This is a genomic window from Streptomyces sp. NPDC048434 (genome assembly GCF_043200375.1).
In the GTDB taxonomy this organism is placed as follows: Bacteria; Actinomycetota; Actinomycetes; order Streptomycetales; family Streptomycetaceae; genus Streptomyces.
In genome coordinates this window covers 52,990-72,556 of record NZ_JBICXQ010000009.1, presented here as the reverse complement: position 1 = coordinate 72,556, position 19,567 = coordinate 52,990, and the positions used below count along the sequence as shown (strand labels likewise).

Genomic DNA, 19,567 nt, shown 5'->3' with positions numbered 1-19,567 from the left:
ACCATCACCCGTAAGACCAGCACCATCACCCGTAAGAGGAGAACCGTGAGCGGCAAGGGCGCACCCGAACTGACCGTGAAGAACTGTGGCGACCTGCGGGTGGCCGTCATCGCGGCGCAATGGCACGAACAGGTCATGGACGGCCTCGTGGACGGCGCGCTGCGCGCCCTGACCGAGCTCGGCATCGACGAGCCCACGCTGCTGCGGGTACCCGGCGCCTTCGAGCTGCCGGTCGTCGCCAAGGTGCTGGCCGGCCGCGGCTATGACGCGGTCGTCGCCCTCGGCGTGGTCATCAAGGGCGGCACCCCGCACTTCGACTACGTCTGCCAGGGCGTCGCCCAGGGCCTGACCCAGGTGTCGGTGGACACCGGCGTACCCATCGGCTTCGGCGTGCTGACCTGCGACACCGAGCAGCAGGCGCTCGACCGTGCCGGCCTCGAAGGATCCACCGAGGACAAGGGCCACGAAGCGGTCACCGCCGCGGTCGCCACCGCAGCGACCCTGCGGACCGTGTCCGAGCCCTGGCGCTGATCGCACGGGTCGACCGCGTAGGGTAGTCATCATCATGTCCAAGAAGACGTTCGAGGAGCTCTTCTCCGAGCTCCAGCAGAAGGCCGCCACGGGCGACCCCGCCACCTCCCGTACCGCCGAGCTGGTGCAGGCCGGTGTCCATACGATCGGCAAGAAGGTCGTCGAGGAGGCCGCCGAGGTGTGGATGGCCGCCGAGTACGAGTCCGACGAGGCCGCCGCCGAGGAGATCTCCCAGCTCCTCTACCACCTCCAGGTCATGATGGTCGCCAAGGGCATCTCCCTCGACGACGTCTACGCCCACCTCTGATCCACCCCCCCGCACCCGCCGCAACACCCCTCAGTGCAAAGGAACTCGCTCTCATGCTGCGCATCGCTGTCCCCAACAAGGGTTCACTGTCCGAGCCTGCGTCGGCGATGCTCCATGAGGCCGGCTACCGCCAGCGCAAGGACCGCAGGGAACTGGTCCTGGTCGACGCCGAGAACGAGGTCGAGTTCTTCTTCCTGCGGCCGCGCGACATCGCGGTCTACGTCGGCTCCGGCAAGCTCGACATCGGCATCACCGGCCGTGATCTGCTGCTGGACTCCGGCTCGCCGGCCGAGGAGATCCTCCAGCTCGGCTTCGCCGGCTCGACGTTCCGCTACGCCACCCGTCCGGGTACCGCCAAGGGCGTCACCGAGTTCGGCGGCATGACCATCGCCACCTCGTTCTCCGGCCTGGTCCGGCAGCACCTCGCCGACAACGGCGTGGACGCCTCCGTCGTCCACCTCGACGGCGCCGTGGAGACCGCCATCCAGCTCGGCGTCGCCGAGATCATCGCGGATGTCGTGGAGACCGGCACCACCCTGCGCAACGCCGGGCTGGAGATCATCGGCGAGCCGATCCTGAAGTCCGAGGCCGTGGTCATCCGCGGCACCGGCGCCCCGGACGACGACCCGAAGGTGCGCCAGTTCCTGCGCCGCATGCAGGGCGTCCTGGTGGCCCGCCGGTACGTGATGATGGATTACGACATCCGGGTCGAGCACGTGGAGAAGGCCGTCGGCCTCACCCCGGGCCTGGAGTCGCCGACCGTCTCCCCGCTGCACCACGAGGGCTGGGTCGCGGTCCGCTCGATGGTCCCGTCCAACGACGCCCAGCGCATCATGGACGAGCTCTACGACCTCGGCGCCCGCGCGATCCTGACCACCGGGATCCACGCCTGCCGGCTGTGACCCGCGGCCACCGACCACCCGTACGCACCGTTCCACCCACGACGGAAGACCCGACGACGTGTCCGCGCCCCTGCCCAGCCTCCCGGTGACGTTCCGGCCGACCCGCACCCGGATCGTCCTGTACACCGTCGGCATCGCCCAGCTCGCCGCCCTCACCGCGATCGCGCTGCTGCTGCCGAAGCTGACCGGCGGCGAGCGGCTCAGCTTCGTGGTCACCGGACTGCTGGTGCTCGCCGTCCTCCTGCTGCTCGGCCGCCCCAAGGTGGTGGCGCGGCAGGAGGGCATCACGGTGGTCAACCTCACCACCCGGCGCGAGCTGGCCTGGGCCCAGGTCCTGCGCGTCAACCTCCGGGAGGGCGACCCCTGGGTCCATCTCGACCTCGCCGACGGCACCAGCCTGCCCGCCATGGGCATCCAGCCCGGCATCGCCAAGGTCCAGGCCATCCGGGATGCCCGCGCGCTGCGCGACCTCACCGAGAAGCACGGTGCTGTCGACCACACGGCCGGTTGAGCCTGCCCTAATCACGGTCCCGCTGTTTACTCTGTTCTCCGGGGCGCACCCTGCGCCCTGCCCCTCAGTGGGCCAACACCGACCCGAGGAGTGACTCCCTCCGGCAATGGACGGATCGTCCTGTAGTACCTGCGCCGCCCCTCCCCAACCCCCGCATACCACGGAGGCGGCGGCATGACCGGCCCCTTGTTGCTGCTCGCCGCAGCTCTCGTCCTGATCCTGGCCAACGGTTTCTTCGTCGCTGCCGAGTTCGGACTCGTCACCGTCGAGAAGGCGGACGCCGAACGGGCCGCGGCCGACGGCGACCGCCGCGCCCACACCGTCGTCTCCGCCCTGCGGGAACTCTCCTTCCAGCTGTCCGGCACCCAACTGGGCATCACGATCACCTCCTTGGTGGTCGGTATGCTCGCCGAACCCGCGCTGGCCGAGCTGCTGTCCGGACCGCTGGCCGCCACCGGCCTGCCCACGGGAGCGGTGTCCGGCACCGCCGTCGTGATCGGCATGCTGCTGGCCTCCGCGGTCCAGATGGTCGTCGGTGAGCTGGTGCCGAAGAACTGGGCGGTCTCCAAGCCACTGCCCGTCGCCCGTGTCGTGGCGGGCCCCCAGCGGGCCTTCTCCCGCTTCTTCCGCCCGGTGATCACCCTGCTGAACACCGTCGCCAACCGTCTGGTGCGCAGCCTGGGGGTGGAGCCGACCGATGAGCTGGCCTCCGCCCGCACGCCCGGCGAACTGGTCTCGCTCGCCCGGCACTCCGCCCTCGCGGGCGCCCTGGAGCAGGACACCGCGGACCTGTTCGTCCGCACCCTCTCGCTGGGCGATCTGACCGCAGAGAACGTCATGACGCCGCGGGTACGGGTGAGCGCCCTGCAGGCGTCCGCGACCGCTGAGGACGTGGTGAACCTGACCCGTGCCACCGGACTCTCCCGCTTCCCCGTCTACCACACCCGTCTCGACGAGGTCGTCGGCATGGTGCACCTCAAGGACGCGCTGGCCGTCCCGGCGCACGACCGGCTGCGCATCCCGGCGGGACGGATCGCGGTGCCGCCGCTGCTGGTGCCCGAGACCCTGCCGGTGCAGGCGCTGCTGGAGCGGCTGCGCAGCGAACAGCCGATAGCGGTGGTCGTCGACGAGTACGGCGGCACGGCCGGTGTGGTCACCCTGGAGGACATCATCGAGGAGCTCGTCGGCGAGGTCCGCGACGAGCACGACGGGGTGGATCTGCCCGAACTGGGCCAGGCCCCGCCCGAGGAGGGCCGCCCCGCTTGGGACGCCGACGGCGGCTGCCGGGTGGACACCCTGCGGCGGATCGGTCTGGAAGCCCCGGAAGGACCGTACGAGACGGTGGCAGGACTGGTGGCACACATACTCGGCCGGATCCCGGCCCCCGGCGATATCGCGGAACTCGACGGCTGGCGGCTGCGGGTGCGGCTGGTGTCGCACCACCGCGCCGAGCGGATAAGGATCGTACGGACCGCCACCGTCACGGTGCCCGCCGCCGCTGAGGCACCCCGTGAGCCCGTCGTGGTGGGCGCGGAGGTGGCCCGATGACACTGGCCCAGCTGCTCTTCGCGGTTCTGCTCGTACTCGCCAACGGATTCTTCGTCGGCGCCGAGTTCGCCCTGGTCTCCGTACGCCGCAGCCAGATCGAACCCCTGGCGACCGAAGGCTCCACACGGGCCCGGCAGGTGCTGCACGGCCTGGAGAACCTCCCGCAGATGATGGCGGCCGCCCAGTTCGGCATCACCGTCTGCTCCCTGACGCTCGGCGCGGTCGCCGAGCCGACCGTCGCCCACCTCCTGGAGCCGGTCTTCGAGGCCGTCCGACTCCCCGAGGCGCTCGTCCACCCGCTCGGCTATGTCCTCGCCCTGGCGCTGGTGGTCTTCCTCCACCTCGTCATCGGCGAGATGGTCCCCAAGAACCTGGCCATGGCGGCACCCGAGAAGACCGCCCTGTGGTTCAGCCCGGGTCTCGTCGCCTTCGCACGGCTGTGCCGCCCGGTCACCGCGCTGCTCGGTGCCTGCGCCCGCGGGGTGCTGCGGATCTTCGGGGTGGAGCCGAAGGACGAGGTCGAGGCGGTCTTCACCAGTGAACAGCTGACCCATCTCGTCGAGGACTCGGGCCAGGCCGGCCTGCTCGAACCCGCCGAGCAGGAACAGCTCTCCGATGTGCTGGAACTGGGCAGCCGGCCCGTCACGGACGTCCTCCTCGACCGGGCGGGCCTGGTCACCGTCGAACCGACCGTGACGCCCCGCCAGGTGGAGGAGCTGACCGTACGGACCGGCTACTCCCGCTTCCCGGTGTGTGCGCCCGGCGGCGCGTACATGGGCTATCTGCACGTCAAGGACGTTCTCGACCTGGAGGAACGCGACCGCGCGGTGCCTCAGCGCATCTGGCACCCCATGACGACGCTCCGCGCCGAGCTGCCCCTGGACGACGCCCTCACGGCGATGCGCCGGGCCGCCTCCCATCTGGCGGCGGTCGCCGATGCGACCGGCCGGGTGCTCGGCCTGGTCGCGCTGGAGGACGTCCTGGAGACGCTGGTCGGCGAGGTCCGCGACCCGGCCCACCGCCGGGCCCCCGCCGCCCGCGTCCACCGGAGGGCGGGCGACCGGGTCAGCGAACCCCGCGAGGAGGCAGCGCTGCCGGCCGAGGACCGTGCCATGGCCCGCTGAGCCGGCCGGAGCGCGTCCGAGCCGGTCTGTCCGCCTCCACGGCGGATGGGCCGGGCCGGAGGCGCGGTCCCGGTGTCTAGAGATCCAGCCCCTTCGGCGGCGGTCCCTGGATGTCCGGGCCGCGGCCCGAGAGGACCTCGCCGTAGGCCTGCATCAGGTCGGGCAGCCGGAGGGTGGCGAGATCGTCGCGGGTGGGGGTGCCGTGCCAGGTGGAGAGCCGCAGATCGCGGTAGGCGCAGCTCTTCTCGTAGAGGGTGCGCAGAAAGCGGCCGTTGCCCAGTTCGTCGATCCAGCCCTGGTCGACGACATGGCCGCTGATGCTGCACAGCTCGTCGCGGGACTCCTCGTCCCAGCGGTCGCCGTTCTCGGCGGCCAGCACCTCGCCGATCGCGGTGAGCTCCAGCGGCCGGTAGCTGGGGAAGTCGACGCGGCTGGTGAAGCGGGAGGACAGGCCGGGGTTGGCGGCCAGCAGCCGGTCCATGCCCTCCGGGTAGCCCGCCAGGATGACCACGAGCCGGTCGCGGTTGTCCTCGGCGCGCTTGAGCAGCACCTGCAGCGCTTCGTCGCCGTAGGCGTCGCCCTTGCTGTAGCCGGAGTTGGACAGGCTGTACGCCTCGTCGACGAACAGCACCCCGCCCAGCGCCGAGTCGATCAGCTCATTGGCCTTGACGGCGGTCTGGCCGAGGAACTCGCCGACCAGGTCGGACCGTTGGGCCTCCACGAGATGGTCGCCGCCCAGGAGTCCCAGAGCGTAGAAGACCCGCCCCAGTATCCGGGCCACGGTCGTCTTGCCGGTGCCGGAGGGACCGGAGAAGACGAAGTGTCGTTTCGGCGGCTGCACCGGCAGCCCCTGGCTCGCGCGCAGCCGAGCCATCCGCAGCTGGGCCGACAGCGCGCGCACCTGACGTTTGACCGGCTCCATGCCGACCATCCGCTCCAGTTCCGCCAGGGCTTTCTCCAGCAGCACCGGATCGGCGGGCACGGCGGGCAGCCGCTCGGCGCCGCGCGGCATCGGCGCCGTCGCCTTGACCCGGGCCGCGGCATCGCTCCCGGCCGGCACACCGCCCAACTCCCCCTCCGGCCCGTCCGCCTCGCCGGTCACCAGCAGGTCACGGCCGTCGAGCGGATCGAGCGGGGCCAGATCGCCGCCGGCCTCCTGACCGAGGCCGGATGCGGAGACCGTCGCGAGATCGACGCCCTCGTCCAGGCCGTCCCCCTCCGCGATGGCGGCGAGCCGCGCCGCGGTGTCCATGAACGCCGGGTCGACGCGGTGCACCGCGCGGTAGAGGGGGAGTGCCGCGGCGCTGCGGCCGGTGCCCTCATGGGCGCGGGCGAGCCAGTAGCGCAGCTCCTTGCGCTGCGGCTGCTCGCTGCGGCAGCGCATCAATGCGGCCGACAGCAGCGGCTCGGCCTGCCCGAACATCTCCAGCCGCACCCGCGCCATCCCGCCGAACAGCCCCGCCTCGATGCCCAGCACCGGATCGCCGAGCAGCGGTTCGGTGTGCCGTACGAGCTGGTCCCAGTCCTTGACGAGATAGGCGCGGCAGGCGTGCAGAAAGCGCACCTGGGGGTCGGTGTCGACCGGCGGGCAGCCGGCCAGTGCCTGGTCCAGCTCGGCGACATGGCGGCCGTCGAGCCAGTGGGAGGCGTGGGCGAGCAGCAGATCGCGGCCGGTCTCCAGCACCGGCTGCACCCACCAGCCCAGCCAGTACCAGGAGTTGAGGGTGCGTCGGTGGCGGGCGCGCATCTCACCGAAGCGGTCGCGGTGCCGGTGCATCCGCAGCAGCGCGATGGACGTGTCGGCGCGCAGTGCGTGCAGGCCGAGCCAGGCGTCGGCCATCGACGGGTCGAGGCGTACCGCCGCCCGGAACTCCTCCTCCGCCTGCGGATAGGCGCCCACGGTGTAGGCGTCGACCGCGCGCAGCCACGCGAGCTCGGCCGGGGCGGGCGAACCCTGAGTGCCGACATCCATCCCGTCCCCCCACAAAACGTCCCCCCGAGTGCCGCCGGGCGAGTGCCGGGCCGCGGCCTCCCGAACCGGCGTACGGCGGGCGGGAGTTGACCTTGTCCGCGCGCACATCGGTCCCGGCTTGCGGTGGCACGGACTGGCATCGTACCTGCGGGATCGGTGCAGGTCGTAGAGGGCGGTACGGGGCAAGAGCGGGCGACGGGACGCGGCGCGGCGGCGCGAAGAATGCGGTGACCCAGGGTGAGGGAGAGGCGGCGCCGAGCGGCGATAAGAGAGGGTTTTGCACAGAACGAAGCCCCCGATCACGGGGGAACAACCGGGGGCTTCGCGTCTGCGGGCGGTCCATAGAACCGCACATTAAGAACGTAAGTCCTGTACGCCCCCCAGGTCAAGCCGAGTTGGGGCACTCGGCGGGACCCTGTCGGCGCCGCTCGGGCCGTCGGCCGGGGTTCGCTACAGAGCGTGAGATGTGGGGCCGCTCAGAGCGTCGCGGAAGGTCCCATGAGCACCTCGTACCCCACCTGCTTCTGGTGCACCAGGAAGTCGGCATACGGACGCGAAGGATCCGCTGCGAAGTGCGCGCGCTCCGCTGGAATCCAGCCACTCCAGAATGCGGAGAGCCCCGGTCCGTCCCGGAGTCGTCCCCTTTCCCAGGAGTGCTCGCTCGCCAGTTCCATCCACAGCAGGCTCGCCAGATACGGGCGCAGCGCCCGCCGGCCCGTCCCCACACCTTCGACCAGTACCAGCGGCGCGGGCGCCAGCTCACGCTCCTCGGTGAACCCGCCGCGTACCCAGTCATAGACGCCGTACCGCGCCGTCTCCCCCCGGGACAGCGGCTCCAGGACCTGGGCACCGAACCGCTCGCTCCAGGCGAACAGCTCCTCATGGGTGGCGAGATCGTCGGTGTGCACCACCGGCGCACCACCCAGCGCATCGGCCAGCCGCCCGGCGAACGTGCTCTTGCCCGACCCCGCGTGCCCGTCCACCGCGATCAGCCGCACCGGCCCGCAGGACGGCGGCACGGCGCGCAGCCGAGCGGCGAGCGAAGCCAGATCACGGTCCATTGCGCCAGCGTACGCGCGGGGACCATGCCCTCTTCATGCCAGTGGTCCACACCAATATTCGTGCGGCGACGCGCGTCGTAGCGCCTTCCGAAGCAGGCCCGGAACGGGAATAGTTGAGCCACTGCTGATCCGCCCGTGCCCACCCGCGGCCCCGGCCCGACCTTTCGCACCCGCTCGTACGCATCCGACTGGGGGACCTCCACCATGACCAGCTCCGCGCCCCGGCGCACCGTCCTGGCCGCCGCTCTTGCCGCCGCGGCGGGTGTCGCCACCCCCTCGGCGCAGGCCGCCGACGCCACCCGCAGACCCGCCGGTACCGCGGCCCCGGCCACCGTCACCACCCCGGACGCTCCCGCGCGCCGATCGAAGAGCCTCGTGGACTATCACGCCTGGACCACCACAGCCGACTGGACCAAGGGCCACGCCAAGGGCACCGCCCTCGCGCACGGCGCCCGGCCCGGCATCCGCCTGGCGCACCCGGCCGGCACCTTCGACTACCAGGATCCGCACACCGGCAGAACCGCCACCTGGGAGTACGCCACCTGGACGTCTCCGGTCCACCACCTCAAGGCCCCGGCCACCGAAGTGGTCGCCTCCTGGAACGCGCACACCCCGTCCGGCACGTGGATCGCCGTCGAACTGCGCGGCACCTACAGCGACGGCGGCCGCACCCCCTGGTACGTCATGGGCCGCTGGACCGCCGGCGACAGCGACGCCGACATCCGGCGTACCTCCGTCGACGACCAGAAGGACGGCAAGAGCAGCATCTCGACCGACACCTTCGCCATCGACACCCCGGCGAGCGGCCTCCGCCTGACCTCCTACGAGCTCCGCGCCACCCTCTACCGCAAGCCCGGTGGCACCCTCACCCCCACCGTCTGGCGGCTGGGCGCCATGGGCTCGGACATCCCCGACCGCTTCGAGGTGCCGGCATCCGTGCCCGGAACGGTCGGCCGTGAGCTGGTCGTCCCGCGCTACTCGCAGGAGATCCACAAGGGTCAGTACCCGGAGTACGACAACGGGGGCGAGGCCTGGTGCAGCCCCACCTCCTCCCAGATGATCGTCGAATACTGGGGCCGCAAGCCCTCCCAGCAGCAGCTGTCCTGGGTCAACCCCGACTACGCCGACCCCCAGGTCTGCCACGCCGCCCGCTACACCTTCGACTACCAGTACGACGGCTGCGGCAACTGGCCTTTCAACGCCGCCTATGCCGCCACCTACCAGGACCTGCAGAGCGTCGTCACCCGCCTGTCCTCCCTCACGGACGCCGAACGCCTCGTCCACGCAGGCATCCCGGTCATCACGTCCCAGTCCTTCCTGAAGACCGAACTCGACGGCGCGGGCTACGGCACCGCCGGCCACCTGATGACCATCGTCGGCTTCACCAAGACCGGCGACATCATCGCCAATGACCCGGCCTCGCCCGACAACGCCGCGGTCCGGCGCGTCTACAAGCGCCGCCAGTTCGAGAACATCTGGCTGCGGACGAAGCGAAAGAACGCCGACGGCAAGGTCGTCAGCGGTTCCGGAGGGGTCTGCTACCTCTACTTCCCGGCACGCATGTCCGCAGTTCAGAGGCGTGCACTCGCCTCGGTGGGCGTGCGCTGACGGCACGCGAAGGGCCCCGATCGCCTATCGATCGGGGCCCTATTTTTACGCGACTTCGGGGAGCTGGGGAGAATGGCTCAGAGTCGGCCTCGAACCAGGCGTCCATCGCCGCCCTGTCGCGGCCGTCAGCCTCGGGCATCATGTGGGCGTAGATCCGGAGTGTGATCGATGGATCCGCGTGCCCGTGACGTGCCAGCCTCGTTCGGACAGGCCCTGCTGGAGGGTGCGGACGATGTCGGCCATGGGGGCGGGGTTCTCGGTGGCGACGTCGAGGTCCTGGCTGAGGCGGTTGACCAGTCCGTGGGCCTGGACGGCGTAGCCGCCGGTGATGACCAGGGGGTAGGGGCTGCCGATGGCGAGGACGTCGGCCAGGAGCCGGCGGTGGAGTGCGCTGAGGTTCACGCGGCCGCGGACAACGGCTCATGCATCCCAGCCATCGAACAAAGCGAGGGGCAGTGGATCAACACCGTTGCCGACACCCTCGCCACCGAGATGAAGGGCGCGGCCGACGACGCCAACAGCAAGTACGGTGCGAAGTCGGTCTTCTCCGATCCACGCGCAGCATTCGCCGGCAAGGCGATCTGCGGCGACCCCGAGTCCGTACACGGCATCGTGATGACAGGGCGGTCGCAAGCGGACAACGACGCACCAGCACCCTCGATGCAGTCGTTCCATCCGAAGCCCGCAGGCGCACGCCTCTACGCAGACTCCCTCGAGAGCACCCTCAAGCGCTAGCTGCCCTCGTCATAGAAAGGTTGGGAACCACGGGAGCATGACGAACGGACAGCCGTCCCGACCCGCCCGAAACGGCAAGATGGCCGCCTTCCCGCTCCTCCTCTGACCGCTCTGAGGTGGTAGGGGTCCTGAGTACAAATACTCAGGACCCCTACCACCTCTCTCGAAAGTATGTGTCCTATGACCAGTTCCCGAGCTGCACGGCCCCTCAAGGGAGCGGCAGTCACTGCGTTCGCCATCCTTGTCTGCCACGTCATCCTCAGCGTCGGATATGCCGCCGCGAGGGCCAAGAAGCGCGCAAACCCGAGCAGTGCCTGGGCGGATGCCGATTTACTCCTGGCAACCTTCGCTCTGGGGCTCGTGATCGTGATGCCTCTGATTTTGTGGATAGGCATGCGGATCATGCAAGAGAAGGACAACTACGCGCTCGTCATCGGCGGCAGCCTGGCCTGGCTGTTCGGAGCCGGCTACAACCTCAGTTACATCAAGTACACGCCTAGCACGCACCTGCCGGTCCCGTTGCTCGTCGCCATGGTGGCTGTCGGGGGGCTCCTGTCTCTCGACAACGTGGCGCACCACCTGACGGGGCGTGCGAAGAGCTGAGCGGCGTCGAACCAAGCTCCTCAGCTCTCACCGCAACGTAGTCGCAGCGGCTGCCGTAGATGGTCGTGTGCACTTCTGCGCGGTCGCGGAGGATGAGGACGGCCTCCTCGTCCTCGGTGGCCGAGCGGTTGCAGGAGCTCACCCTGAGCGCGGGCCTCGCGCAGCTCACGGCAAACGCTGATCGCCGGCGTCGGCTTCCGTGACGCCCACACGACGCCATATGCATGCCGCAGTCGCATGAGTGCAGCCCCTGCCACTCTCTCGCAGCCCAGCCTCCCGAAGTTGGCTCAGGGGGTAGCGCGAAGCTGTGTCCGCCGAGTGGTGACGAGGGCGCGCCATCGGTCACGGCCGGCCAGGCTCGGACAGGTCCCTGACCGAGCAGCGTTCCTCGCCCCTGAAAGTTGGCGTTTTCGCTCAGCGGCACACCGGACCAACGACCGGCTGATCCAACGAAACTGCCCAGGCGAAGCAGCGAGCTCGCCACGTGGTTCGTGCAGACCGGTCGGGCGCCACCCCCGGCGACGGGAAGATCGACAAGCGGCCCGTGCGCATCTGCTGCCCACGCGGGATACTGCGGCTCGCCTTCTCTGGCACCGGAGTTCGCCCAGGCCGGCGTCCGGGAACCAACAAGGCGATTCTGACCGGCTACGGGCTTCCGATCGCGTAGATGTGCTGGATGGAGATGGCTGCTGTGTAGCCCGCGCCGCCTTCCAAGCTCGCCCACGTGACCGAGGCCAGGGCACTGTACGGGGCGATATGACGGTAAGGCAGGCCAACGATGCCGGCCAGGTGCGGGGCAAGGGTCCGCATGACAGGCACAAAACGGAAGATCAGGAGGGTTTGGCCGGCGCGCTTGTTCATGAGGGATTCAACGCGCTGCCACGCTGAGGCAGGAATTCGGCGGCCGAGCTTCCCGGTGCGTAGGCGTTTGCCAAGCAGGCGACCGGTTCGATGGCCAAGAGCGTCCCCGATCATCACAGCGCCGGCGGCGACTGCGATGACCCACAGCAGATTCATGCTGCCAGTACGGGCCAAGGCTCCCGCGGTGAGCATAAGAGCGAGAGTGGGGACGAGGGCACCCACCACCAAAATGGCTTCTGCAATGATTGCTGTGGCCAGCACCGTGTAGGCGATGGCAGGGGGAATCTCGTTGAACAGACCGGGGAGGGTGTTCATCGCGATAGGTCCGGCTGGACGGTCAACGCGCCGGAGGCATCGACAGCATCGATTGGCCGGCGCAGGTACCACACCTTCGCGGGTGGCAGATTTCCCCACACGGTCCAACAGCCGATCGCGTAACGGTTGTGATATTGCGTCAACAGATCTTTGACTTCGCGTTGACGGTGGGCTTCTGGGCGTGACGTCAGGAAGGTGCGGACCCAGCGACTGCCGCAATAGGAAAAGTAGGTGAGAATGCCTCCGGGGCGGAGCAGATCAAAGTAGCGACCCATGATTTCCTCAACCTGCCGGGGGGAGAAGTTGGCGAACGGCAGGCCAGAGACGATCACGTCATAGCGGTGGCCAGTGGTGAGTTGTTCGACATATGCGTTATGGACGCGCACTTGCTCCTGCTTTTCAGGCAGGTTCGGGCAGCCGCGAACCAGGCGACGCAGGTGTGCGGCAAAATGGGCGTTAGCTTCGACGATGTCCAGTCGGCTCCCCCGAGGTATCCGGGGGAGCAGGACTCGTGTGACCGAGCCGGTACCCGCTCCTACTTCCAGGACGTTCGAAATCCGCGGCGCTCGTTCCAGCAACGGGTCAGCCAGCAGGTTGGCCAGTGACTTGCCGCTGGGCGCGATGGAACCGACCGTGCGATGGTTCCGTATCGATTCAACCAAGAAGGCCCATCCTTCGGTCGCACGCTGAGCCCGGCCGCGGCTGTGAGTCGGGGAATCCGGATCGGCTGCCGTGTAGGACATGGGGACTCCTGGAAAAGGGTCGGAGGATTCGACGTCCCCATCCTCGAATGCACAGGTCAGCTCCGTCCTCCCCCACAGGGGCGCAAAGCCGGACCGTCCTGAAGTGCCACCACTGGCCCGGGCCGTCATTCTCTGGACGGACGGCCCCCCACCCTGGGACCTAGGCGGCTTCGTTGGGAACAGGTGGTCGTTGGTCCGGATGTGCCGTTGACTGATGCGCAGCGGGCGCGGAGAGCGAGCATGGCCACATCAGCGGGCTGCTCGCCCAAGAACGCCCCGACCTGGACGCCGAGTTGCTTGCCCATATCCTGATGGGCGCAGTGCAGGACGGGCCGATCGTGCGCCCGCTGGGGCGGGGATAGAGGCGACGGCTTGCGATGTCGCTGTGGTTGCTACGTCAGTGGTGTTGCACCCCGTTGCCGCCGCAGCCTACAGAGGGCAAAGTGGCGCCTGCGGACGGATGCGAGGGATCTCCTCCTGCCGGAGGAAGATCGAGCGTGTCGTGTCGAAGGTCTCCACGGGGCAGTGGCACGCGCGAGCGTCAGAGGTCCGCTGGTAGCCAAGGCTTCAACCGTTCGGTCTCACGCTCGACGGACGGGAAGTAATCGCACTGACACCAGGGAAGGTCGCCCAACTAGAAGCCGCCATACGGCAGTTCGGAGGCCCGAGCGTCCGGATCAGAACATGGGGGCCTGGTACGGCTTGTGTGGGTGGGCAGTTCCTGGCGCAGGTGGCCGCCCACACGTCGAGCCACCGACTGCTTGACGACTTCGGCACGGTGCGGGTGGTCTTCGCCATCCTCCTCAAGGTGGGCCAGGACATCACGGTGGACTCCCTGTTCGCCCCCCTTCGCCCACATGTCCCTGCTCCAGTCGGTCCGACGCCTGCGGGCAATGAGCGCCGCGGTCGAGATCGTCGCCATCGCGCGGTGACGGTTGTTGACAGGGGAGCCGCGTCATGTAGCGGTTCGAGTGGTTTACGGTCCTCGTCCGTGTGAATGCACTGGCTCTGCGTCGCTCGTATGCCAAGTGTGATGCCCGATGAGTACACAAGACATGAGCACTCCAGACGTGAGCAATCCGAGCACGAGGAACACCGTCGCATCGAGCGAGGAGCAACTCGCGTCGGATGCTTCACGGGCCTCGCACCCCTCGCCTCGGTCGCACGGCGCGCTGCCCTCACGGCGCTCCGTGGTCACGGCGACCGGTGCCTCGGCGCTCGCTGCCGGGCTCACCGCCGCCTCCGTCGAGCCCGCGACCGCGCTGAGCCCTGCCACCGCACCCTCGGCAGCGCCGGCCGCGGTGCTGCCCGGCGTCGATCCCAAGGCGTACACCACGGTCGCCCGCGCCATCACCGTCTACGACGAGCACGACAAATCCCTCGTCCCGGCCTACCTGAAGGCCATCGAGAATGGCTTGCCCGCCAGCCGGGCGAAGGCAACGAAACGGGTCCTGATCGTCGGGGCCGGACCGGCCGGTCTGCTCGCCGCCAATCTGCTCAACCGGTCAGGCCACGATGTCGTCGTGATCGAGGCCAACGGCAACCGCGTCGGCGGCCGAATCAAGACGTTCCGCAAGGGCGGCCACGAGAACGGGGAGCAGCCCTTCGCCGACCCCAGACAGTACGCCGAAGCCGGGGCCATGCGGCTGCCCGGCAGCCACCCGCTCCTCATGGCACTGATCAAGAAGCTCGACCTCGCGCTCCAGGAGTTTTACCTGGTGGACGTGGAGGTCGACAACCCGACGAAGCAGGCCAACCGCACCTGGATCCACGTCAATGGCATCCACATGCGCCGTGCCGACTACGAGAAGAACCCCCAAAAGATCAACGACACCTTCGGTGTCACGGGCCCCAACCGCACGAAGACCGCCGCTGCCATCCTCGCGCACGCCCTCGAACCCGCACACCGGCTCATCCGGGGCAAGGAGGGGACGGCTCTCGTCAACGGATGGGTCAAGACTCTCAAGAAGTACGGCCACTGGTCCATGTACCGGTATCTCACGGAAGTCGCCAGGCTCGACACCAGGACCATCGACCTCATCGGCACCATCCAGAACCTGACCTCCCGACTGCACCTCTCCTTCACGCACAGCTTCCTGTCCGCCGCGCTGATCGACCCCAAGACCAAGTTCTGGGAGATCAAGGGCGGCACCGCACTGCTCGCAGACGCGCTGTACGCGCCGGTGAAGGGGAAGGTACGGCTCGACAGGCGCGCCTTACGCATCGAACGCAACGGCGGCAAGGTCAGGGTGCACACCGTTTCCGAGGACTGCCAGACCGGCGAGGGAGGCGTCACGGAGGTCTTCGAGGGTGATGAGGCGATCATCACCGTCCCCTTCTCCGGACTGCGCCACGTGACCTTCGACCCTCCGCTCGCCTACGGCAAGCGCCGGGCCATCACGGAACTGCACTACGACGCCGCGACCAAGGTGCTGCTGGAGTTCTCCCACCGTTGGTGGGAGTTCACCGAGGCGCAGTGGAAGGAGGCGCTGAACTCCATCGAGGACAAGCTCTACGAAAAGTACAAGGCGGGCGGGGTCAAGCACGGCATGTACCTCGGCGCGCACAAGTCCGTGAAGGACCTGGGGGTGACGATCCCCGACGAACTCAAGAAGTGCTTCGCCGTCTTCCGGCCCGTCATGGGCGGCGAACCGGATGCCGCTCATGTCCGTGGCGGCGGTACCGTGAGCGACAACGCCAACCGCTTCATGTACTTCGAGCACGCGCACCCTCTGGAGGGCAGCGACGGAGGCATCATGCTCGCCTCCTACAGCTGGTCCGACGACGCCCTCAAATGGGACGCCTTCGCCGACGAGGAGCGGTATCTGCGCGCGCTCGCTGGAGTGCAGGCCGTCTTCGGCCGCCGGTGCGAAGTCTTCTTCACCAACAAGTGCAAGACCCAGTCGTGGATGCGCGACCACTACGCCTACGGTGAGGCTTCTGTGCTCTTCCCCGGCCAGCACACGGAACTGTTCCCCGACGTCCCCGTGTCCGAAGGGCCGCTGCATTTCGCGGGGGACCACACGTCCATCAAGCCCGCCTGGATCGAAGGCGCCCTCGAATCCGCCGTCCGGACGGCGTTGAGGGTCCACACGGGCTGACAGGGGGGATGGGGCGCCCCGGTCCGGCGCCCCACTCGCCAGAACACCGAACCGGGCCCCGTCTGCTCAGCGCCCCAGTCGAGCACGGCACCCCCCCCACGGACCGGACGGGGCGCAGCGGAAGTCAGCACGAGCTCGGCACGGCCCGGCTTGGGCTCGTTTGCCGCCGTGCCCGACATCTGCTGTCGCCCCGCATCCCAGTTCCGAGAACATCTGGCTGCGGACCAAGCGAAAGAACGCCGACGGCAAGGTCGTCAGCGGTTCCGGAGGGGTCTGCTACCTCTGCTCGCCGGCCAGGCCGGCGCCCCACGATCCATCCCCAACGCCTTGAAGAACAAGCTCAGGGCCAAAGCTGATCCAGGCTGAGACGGATGGTGTGGTAGCCGTCAGGGCCGCTGACGGTGAGATGTCCACTCGATGTGAGGGATAGCGCATGACAGCGGTAGAGCAGCGGCACGGTCCTGACTGTCCCGCTCCTCAGATGCCAGATGTGAGCTTCGCCGTCGTTCCACGCGGCGGCGAGCACCGGGCCGGCGGGGGTATCGGCTGCGGCCAAAGCTGTGGCAATTGCGGGCCGTTGGTCGACTGGGGCTTCCATCGGTTCCTGGCTCGTCTCACACATTCGGATGGACCCGTCGAAGGCGGCACTGAACACCAGGGTGGGGCCGTCGTCGAGTTGCAGACAGGTGACCGCTGTGACCGGAACTGTGTGAAGGCGGTAGCTCCGGGGTGTGGGCGAGTAGGCAGTCAGGGACCAGAGATGAACGGCTCCGCTGGTGTCCCCGACTGATATCAGGGGCGACCGGGAACAGGAGCCGAGAGTAGTGGGCCGCACGCCGTCCGCGGACAGGAGCGCCTGGGTGTGGTGGGCGGCGATGTGCCCGAGCAACGTGGCGGCTGCCCCTTCCTCCTCGGACGTGACAGCGTGGGGGACTCCGTCATCGTCGAGAACCAGTAGTGCGTCAAGACCGGTCCCCACGATGCCCGCGGGGCGAACCGGCAACGACGACGGCATCCCCGTGCGCTGCCCTGTTTTGAGGTCGTGAAGGCGCAGTCGGCCCAGCGGGTCGGAGACCAGTAGCTGGTCTTCGTCTCCTGAGAGCCGGCAATGTGCGGCGACCGGTGTGTTGTGCCGTGCCCAGGTGGCCCTCCAGTGATGCTGTTCGGCAAGGGGCTGGAGGTATGCGGCGAGCCGGTCATTGTCACCGAGGGCAGCAGCGTGCAGGAGAGCAGCCCGCTCGATGTGACTGTGCTCGGTCGCGGTGAGCTGCGGCGCTGCCCGGCGCCAGATGTGGCGCGCGCCGCCGGGCAGCGTGAGGCGTTCGTCGTCCATCGCGGCGGTGATGGCGCGAGCTGACCCGTAGACGAGGAAGCCCGGGTCGGCCAGCAGACGCTGGACCTCGGCAGTCGGCCGACCTCCGGCCTCATGCAGCGCCTGGTCGAGCACGTGCCGGCGGATGTCGTCCGGTGCCTGCGCCCAGTCAGGTCGGCCGGCGGCGGTGTGCGGTACGGCCGCGATGAGATCTACAAAAGAGGTGGTCGCTGCGCCGGCCGGCTCGTGAGCGCCGTCGGGGTGCACCTCGATGACCTCGGCAGACTGATCAGCGAGCAGCCCCGAGTCCCCGACCTCGATCACGGCCCGGACGTGAGGAAGCGCGAGGAGAGGCCCGAGCACCGCAGTGACGAGCGTCGCCGGATTGGCCTGAGCCAGGTCGGCCGCCCCGCGTCCAGCCCGGTGCAGATCGGGAACGAGAAGCAGCGTCGGCCGCTGGTCGGTGGCGACCTGGTTCAGCAGGCGGTCCAGGGGAAGTGGCCCGTAGCCCAGCTGGCGGCCGAGATCCCAGGCGAAGGTATCCGCGGTCAGCCCTTCGGCGGGGACAGTGGCGTGGACCGTCGTACGGGGGTGGCCGGCCGTGGCTGCTCCCGCCAGAAACCACGCCAGCAGACGGCTCTTGCCGCTGCCTTGCTCGCCACGCGCCAGGCACAACCGCGGCCGGTCTCCGTTCACATCGACGGCCCAGTCGAACAGCTGCTGCCTGCCGGACACCCCCTCGACGTGCGGCCAGGCGGCGATGTCCGGTTCTGGAATGACGGTGGCCACAGTTCCCCCTCTACCCCTCTACTCCTGTCAGTGGCACTACTGCGACGGCTGTTCAGCAGCCGCCTCACGCAGCTGCTGGATGCCCTCGGCCCGTGAGGCAGCGGTCTCTCCGTACGGGAAGTTGTGCGTGAGCTGCGCTTCGGGGAACACCTCGCCAAGCCACAACGAGCAGTAGTGGCCGGGCATGAAGCACGCCTCCAAGTCCGTGTGGATCCGAAGCACCTGCTCGGGCTGAACACCGGCCAGCCGAAGCTGCTGCCACAGCTTTTCCTCCGGGTGGATCCCGATTCCGCCGGACCCCGTGAGGATCTGCTTCTCACCTTGCGCGTTGACGACCTCGAAGGCCGTGAACCACTCGGTGCTCGCCGTATCCCTGATGTCGTCGAGGACGAGAGGCCACCAGGATTCCCGCTCGGCGAAGGCGCCCGGGTCGATCGCCCACAGCCGCTGCTCCAACTGCTCGAACGCGGTCTTTGCGGTGTGCGGGCTGTCCGCGGTGAGGATCGCGCCCAGAGCCTGGTCCAGTGCTCCAAGTGACTGTGCGAAAGCCTCCGGAGTCGAATTGACCGGACGTACCGCCTCGTCCAGGCCCAGCAGCACAGCGTGCACGGCCCCGTCGTGGTCGGCGCAGATCTCGAACCCGAGGTCCGACCCGAGCCGTGCCCACGTCAGGCAGCTCTCGTCCATCACCCTGCGCCCGACGGAGTCGGCGTACTCGTGCAACTGCACGGGCTCGTCGTGGGCCGTGGCGAAGTACGGTCCCACCTGGAGGGGAACAGAGATCTGTGCAAGCCGCTGAACGCTCGGACGTGCGCTGCCGGCGTCACTGTCGGAATCGGGCCTGAAGTGCCGAAGGGCGTCTTCGGGATATGTCATGGGTGAATCCGCCTAACCAACCGACTCGTGAACGTCCCAGAGCACATGGTCCCATGCGGGCAGGGGAGGGGCGTCCTCGGCATCCCAGTCGAAATTCTCCGACCATGCGGGTTCCACGCCTTCGAAAGGAAGCGGGTCGACGCGGATCATCCGCTCCCTGAGGGATACCGCCACGCCTTCCGAGTCGGTGATCTCATCCGACACCGAGAAGTCGAAGTTGGGACGCTCTGACTGCAGCAGGTAGAGGAAGTAGACGAACGAGTCGAGGCTCTGGTTCAGCGGACGAGCCCGGTATTCGCCGTCCGGCAGGGAGTACACCATTCCGGAGACGGGGTCCAAGACCACGCCGTCCTCGTAGATCCCTCCGATCACCAACCAGTTTTCCCAGCCCTCCGGCATGTCCTGGTACTGGGAGAAGTAGGGCAGTTCCGCGCAGCGGGCGAAACTGCCGACCGGTTCCTCGTCGGTGAGTCGCCCGTCGACGAAGAAGAAAGAGCTCCGGTCGTCCGGGAGTCCAGCACCGGTCAGAATCGACCGGGCTTTCTCATCCAACTCGTCCGGCAGGTTGGCTTCCTGCAGTGTCACGAGCTCTTCCGAAGGGAATACCGACTCCATCATCGTGCGGTTGATGAGCTGTGGCATACATTGTCCTGTCGCGCGTTCGTCAT

General features: G+C 68.5%; 17 protein-coding genes and 1 pseudogene. 10 read left to right on the top strand and 8 right to left on the bottom strand.

Features of this window, described 5'->3' with window-relative positions; genetic code table 11:
• Positions 1–45 precede the first annotated feature (45 nt).
• From ribH to ACGFWI_RS13015, 6 genes are all read left to right on the top strand, one after another.
• Positions 46–531 (top strand): 6,7-dimethyl-8-ribityllumazine synthase, encoded by a 486-nt coding sequence (gene ribH / locus ACGFWI_RS13040; RefSeq protein ID WP_393906032.1) that lies wholly within the window; start codon positions 46–48, stop codon positions 529–531.
• 34 nt (positions 532–565) lie between these two features.
• Positions 566–838, top strand: coding sequence for a phosphoribosyl-ATP diphosphatase (locus ACGFWI_RS13035; RefSeq protein WP_086720687.1), 273 nt, complete (start codon positions 566–568; stop codon positions 836–838).
• Positions 839–891: 53 nt separating this feature from the next.
• The gene (gene hisG / locus ACGFWI_RS13030) at positions 892–1,740 is read left to right on the top strand and encodes an ATP phosphoribosyltransferase (RefSeq protein WP_393906031.1); all 849 of its coding nucleotides are present in this window, start codon (positions 892–894) and stop codon (positions 1,738–1,740) included.
• A gap of 58 nt (positions 1,741–1,798) precedes the next feature.
• Positions 1,799–2,251 (top strand): PH domain-containing protein, encoded by a 453-nt coding sequence (locus tag ACGFWI_RS13025; RefSeq protein ID WP_393906030.1) that lies wholly within the window; start codon positions 1,799–1,801, stop codon positions 2,249–2,251.
• A 174-nt stretch (positions 2,252–2,425) separates the two neighbouring features.
• Positions 2,426–3,799 carry a hemolysin family protein gene (locus tag ACGFWI_RS13020; RefSeq protein ID WP_393906029.1) on the top strand — a complete coding sequence of 458 codons (1,374 nt, stop codon included), beginning with the start codon at positions 2,426–2,428 and terminating at the stop codon, positions 3,797–3,799.
• Positions 3,796–4,923: a hemolysin family protein gene (locus ACGFWI_RS13015; RefSeq protein ID WP_393906028.1), complete on the top strand. Its 1,128-nt coding sequence runs from the start codon at positions 3,796–3,798 to the stop codon at positions 4,921–4,923. Before ACGFWI_RS13020 ends, ACGFWI_RS13015 begins: the two co-directional genes overlap by 4 nt.
• A gap of 76 nt (positions 4,924–4,999) precedes the next feature.
• Here ACGFWI_RS13015 and ACGFWI_RS13010 read toward each other — a convergent pair whose 3' ends face one another.
• A complete protein-coding gene (locus ACGFWI_RS13010; protein ID WP_393906027.1) occupies positions 5,000–6,895 on the bottom strand; it encodes an AAA family ATPase in 1,896 nt (631 codons plus the stop codon).
• A 476-nt stretch (positions 6,896–7,371) separates the two neighbouring features.
• On the bottom strand, positions 7,372–7,956 hold the full coding sequence (locus ACGFWI_RS13005; protein WP_393906026.1) for a uridine kinase: 585 nt from the start codon (positions 7,954–7,956) through the stop codon (positions 7,372–7,374).
• A 204-nt stretch (positions 7,957–8,160) separates the two neighbouring features.
• Between ACGFWI_RS13005 and ACGFWI_RS13000 the strand changes: the two genes are divergently transcribed.
• On the top strand, positions 8,161–9,564 hold the full coding sequence (locus tag ACGFWI_RS13000; RefSeq protein ID WP_393906025.1) for a peptidase C39 family protein: 1,404 nt from the start codon (positions 8,161–8,163) through the stop codon (positions 9,562–9,564).
• A gap of 186 nt (positions 9,565–9,750) precedes the next feature.
• On the opposite strand, the pseudogene ACGFWI_RS12995 reads toward ACGFWI_RS13000, so the two are convergent.
• Positions 9,751–9,966, bottom strand: a pseudogene (locus ACGFWI_RS12995) (hypothetical protein); the annotation flags it as partial.
• Between ACGFWI_RS12995 and ACGFWI_RS12990 the strand changes: the two are divergent.
• A complete protein-coding gene (locus tag ACGFWI_RS12990) occupies positions 9,946–10,299 on the top strand; it encodes a hypothetical protein (protein WP_393906024.1) in 354 nt (117 codons plus the stop codon). The pseudogene ACGFWI_RS12995 and the gene ACGFWI_RS12990 sit on opposite strands and share 21 nt — an antisense overlap.
• Positions 10,300–10,479: 180 nt before the next feature.
• A complete protein-coding gene (locus ACGFWI_RS12985) occupies positions 10,480–10,902 on the top strand; it encodes a hypothetical protein (RefSeq protein ID WP_393906023.1) in 423 nt (140 codons plus the stop codon).
• A 645-nt stretch (positions 10,903–11,547) separates the two neighbouring features.
• Here ACGFWI_RS12985 and ACGFWI_RS12980 read toward each other — a convergent pair.
• Together ACGFWI_RS12980 and ACGFWI_RS12975 are read right to left on the bottom strand one after the other, a co-directional pair.
• On the bottom strand, positions 11,548–12,078 hold the full coding sequence (locus ACGFWI_RS12980) for a DedA family protein (RefSeq protein WP_393906022.1): 531 nt from the start codon (positions 12,076–12,078) through the stop codon (positions 11,548–11,550).
• Complete coding sequence (locus ACGFWI_RS12975) at positions 12,075–12,821, bottom strand: class I SAM-dependent methyltransferase (RefSeq protein ID WP_393906021.1); 747 nt, start codon at positions 12,819–12,821, stop codon at positions 12,075–12,077. The genes ACGFWI_RS12980 and ACGFWI_RS12975 overlap by 4 nt, the downstream gene beginning before the upstream one ends.
• A gap of 1,055 nt (positions 12,822–13,876) precedes the next feature.
• On the opposite strand from ACGFWI_RS12975, the gene ACGFWI_RS12970 reads away from it, so the two are divergent.
• A complete protein-coding gene (locus tag ACGFWI_RS12970; RefSeq protein ID WP_393906020.1) occupies positions 13,877–15,922 on the top strand; it encodes an FAD-dependent oxidoreductase in 2,046 nt (681 codons plus the stop codon).
• A 340-nt stretch (positions 15,923–16,262) separates the two neighbouring features.
• On the opposite strand, the gene ACGFWI_RS12965 is transcribed toward ACGFWI_RS12970, so the two are convergent.
• Genes ACGFWI_RS12965 through ACGFWI_RS12955 form a run of 3 tightly spaced genes read right to left on the bottom strand, consistent with a single transcriptional unit; the run spans position 16,263 to position 19,541 of the window.
• Positions 16,263–18,023, bottom strand: a complete 1,761-nt coding sequence (locus ACGFWI_RS12965; RefSeq protein WP_393906019.1) for a hypothetical protein — start codon at positions 18,021–18,023, stop codon at positions 16,263–16,265.
• Between the two features lie 36 nt (positions 18,024–18,059).
• Positions 18,060–18,899 carry a nucleic acid/nucleotide deaminase domain-containing protein gene (locus ACGFWI_RS12960; protein ID WP_393906018.1) on the bottom strand — a complete coding sequence of 280 codons (840 nt, stop codon included), beginning with the start codon at positions 18,897–18,899 and terminating at the stop codon, positions 18,060–18,062.
• Between the two features lie 12 nt (positions 18,900–18,911).
• On the bottom strand, positions 18,912–19,541 hold the full coding sequence (locus tag ACGFWI_RS12955) for an SUKH-4 family immunity protein (RefSeq protein ID WP_393906017.1): 630 nt from the start codon (positions 19,539–19,541) through the stop codon (positions 18,912–18,914).
• Positions 19,542–19,567: the final 26 nt, after the last annotated feature.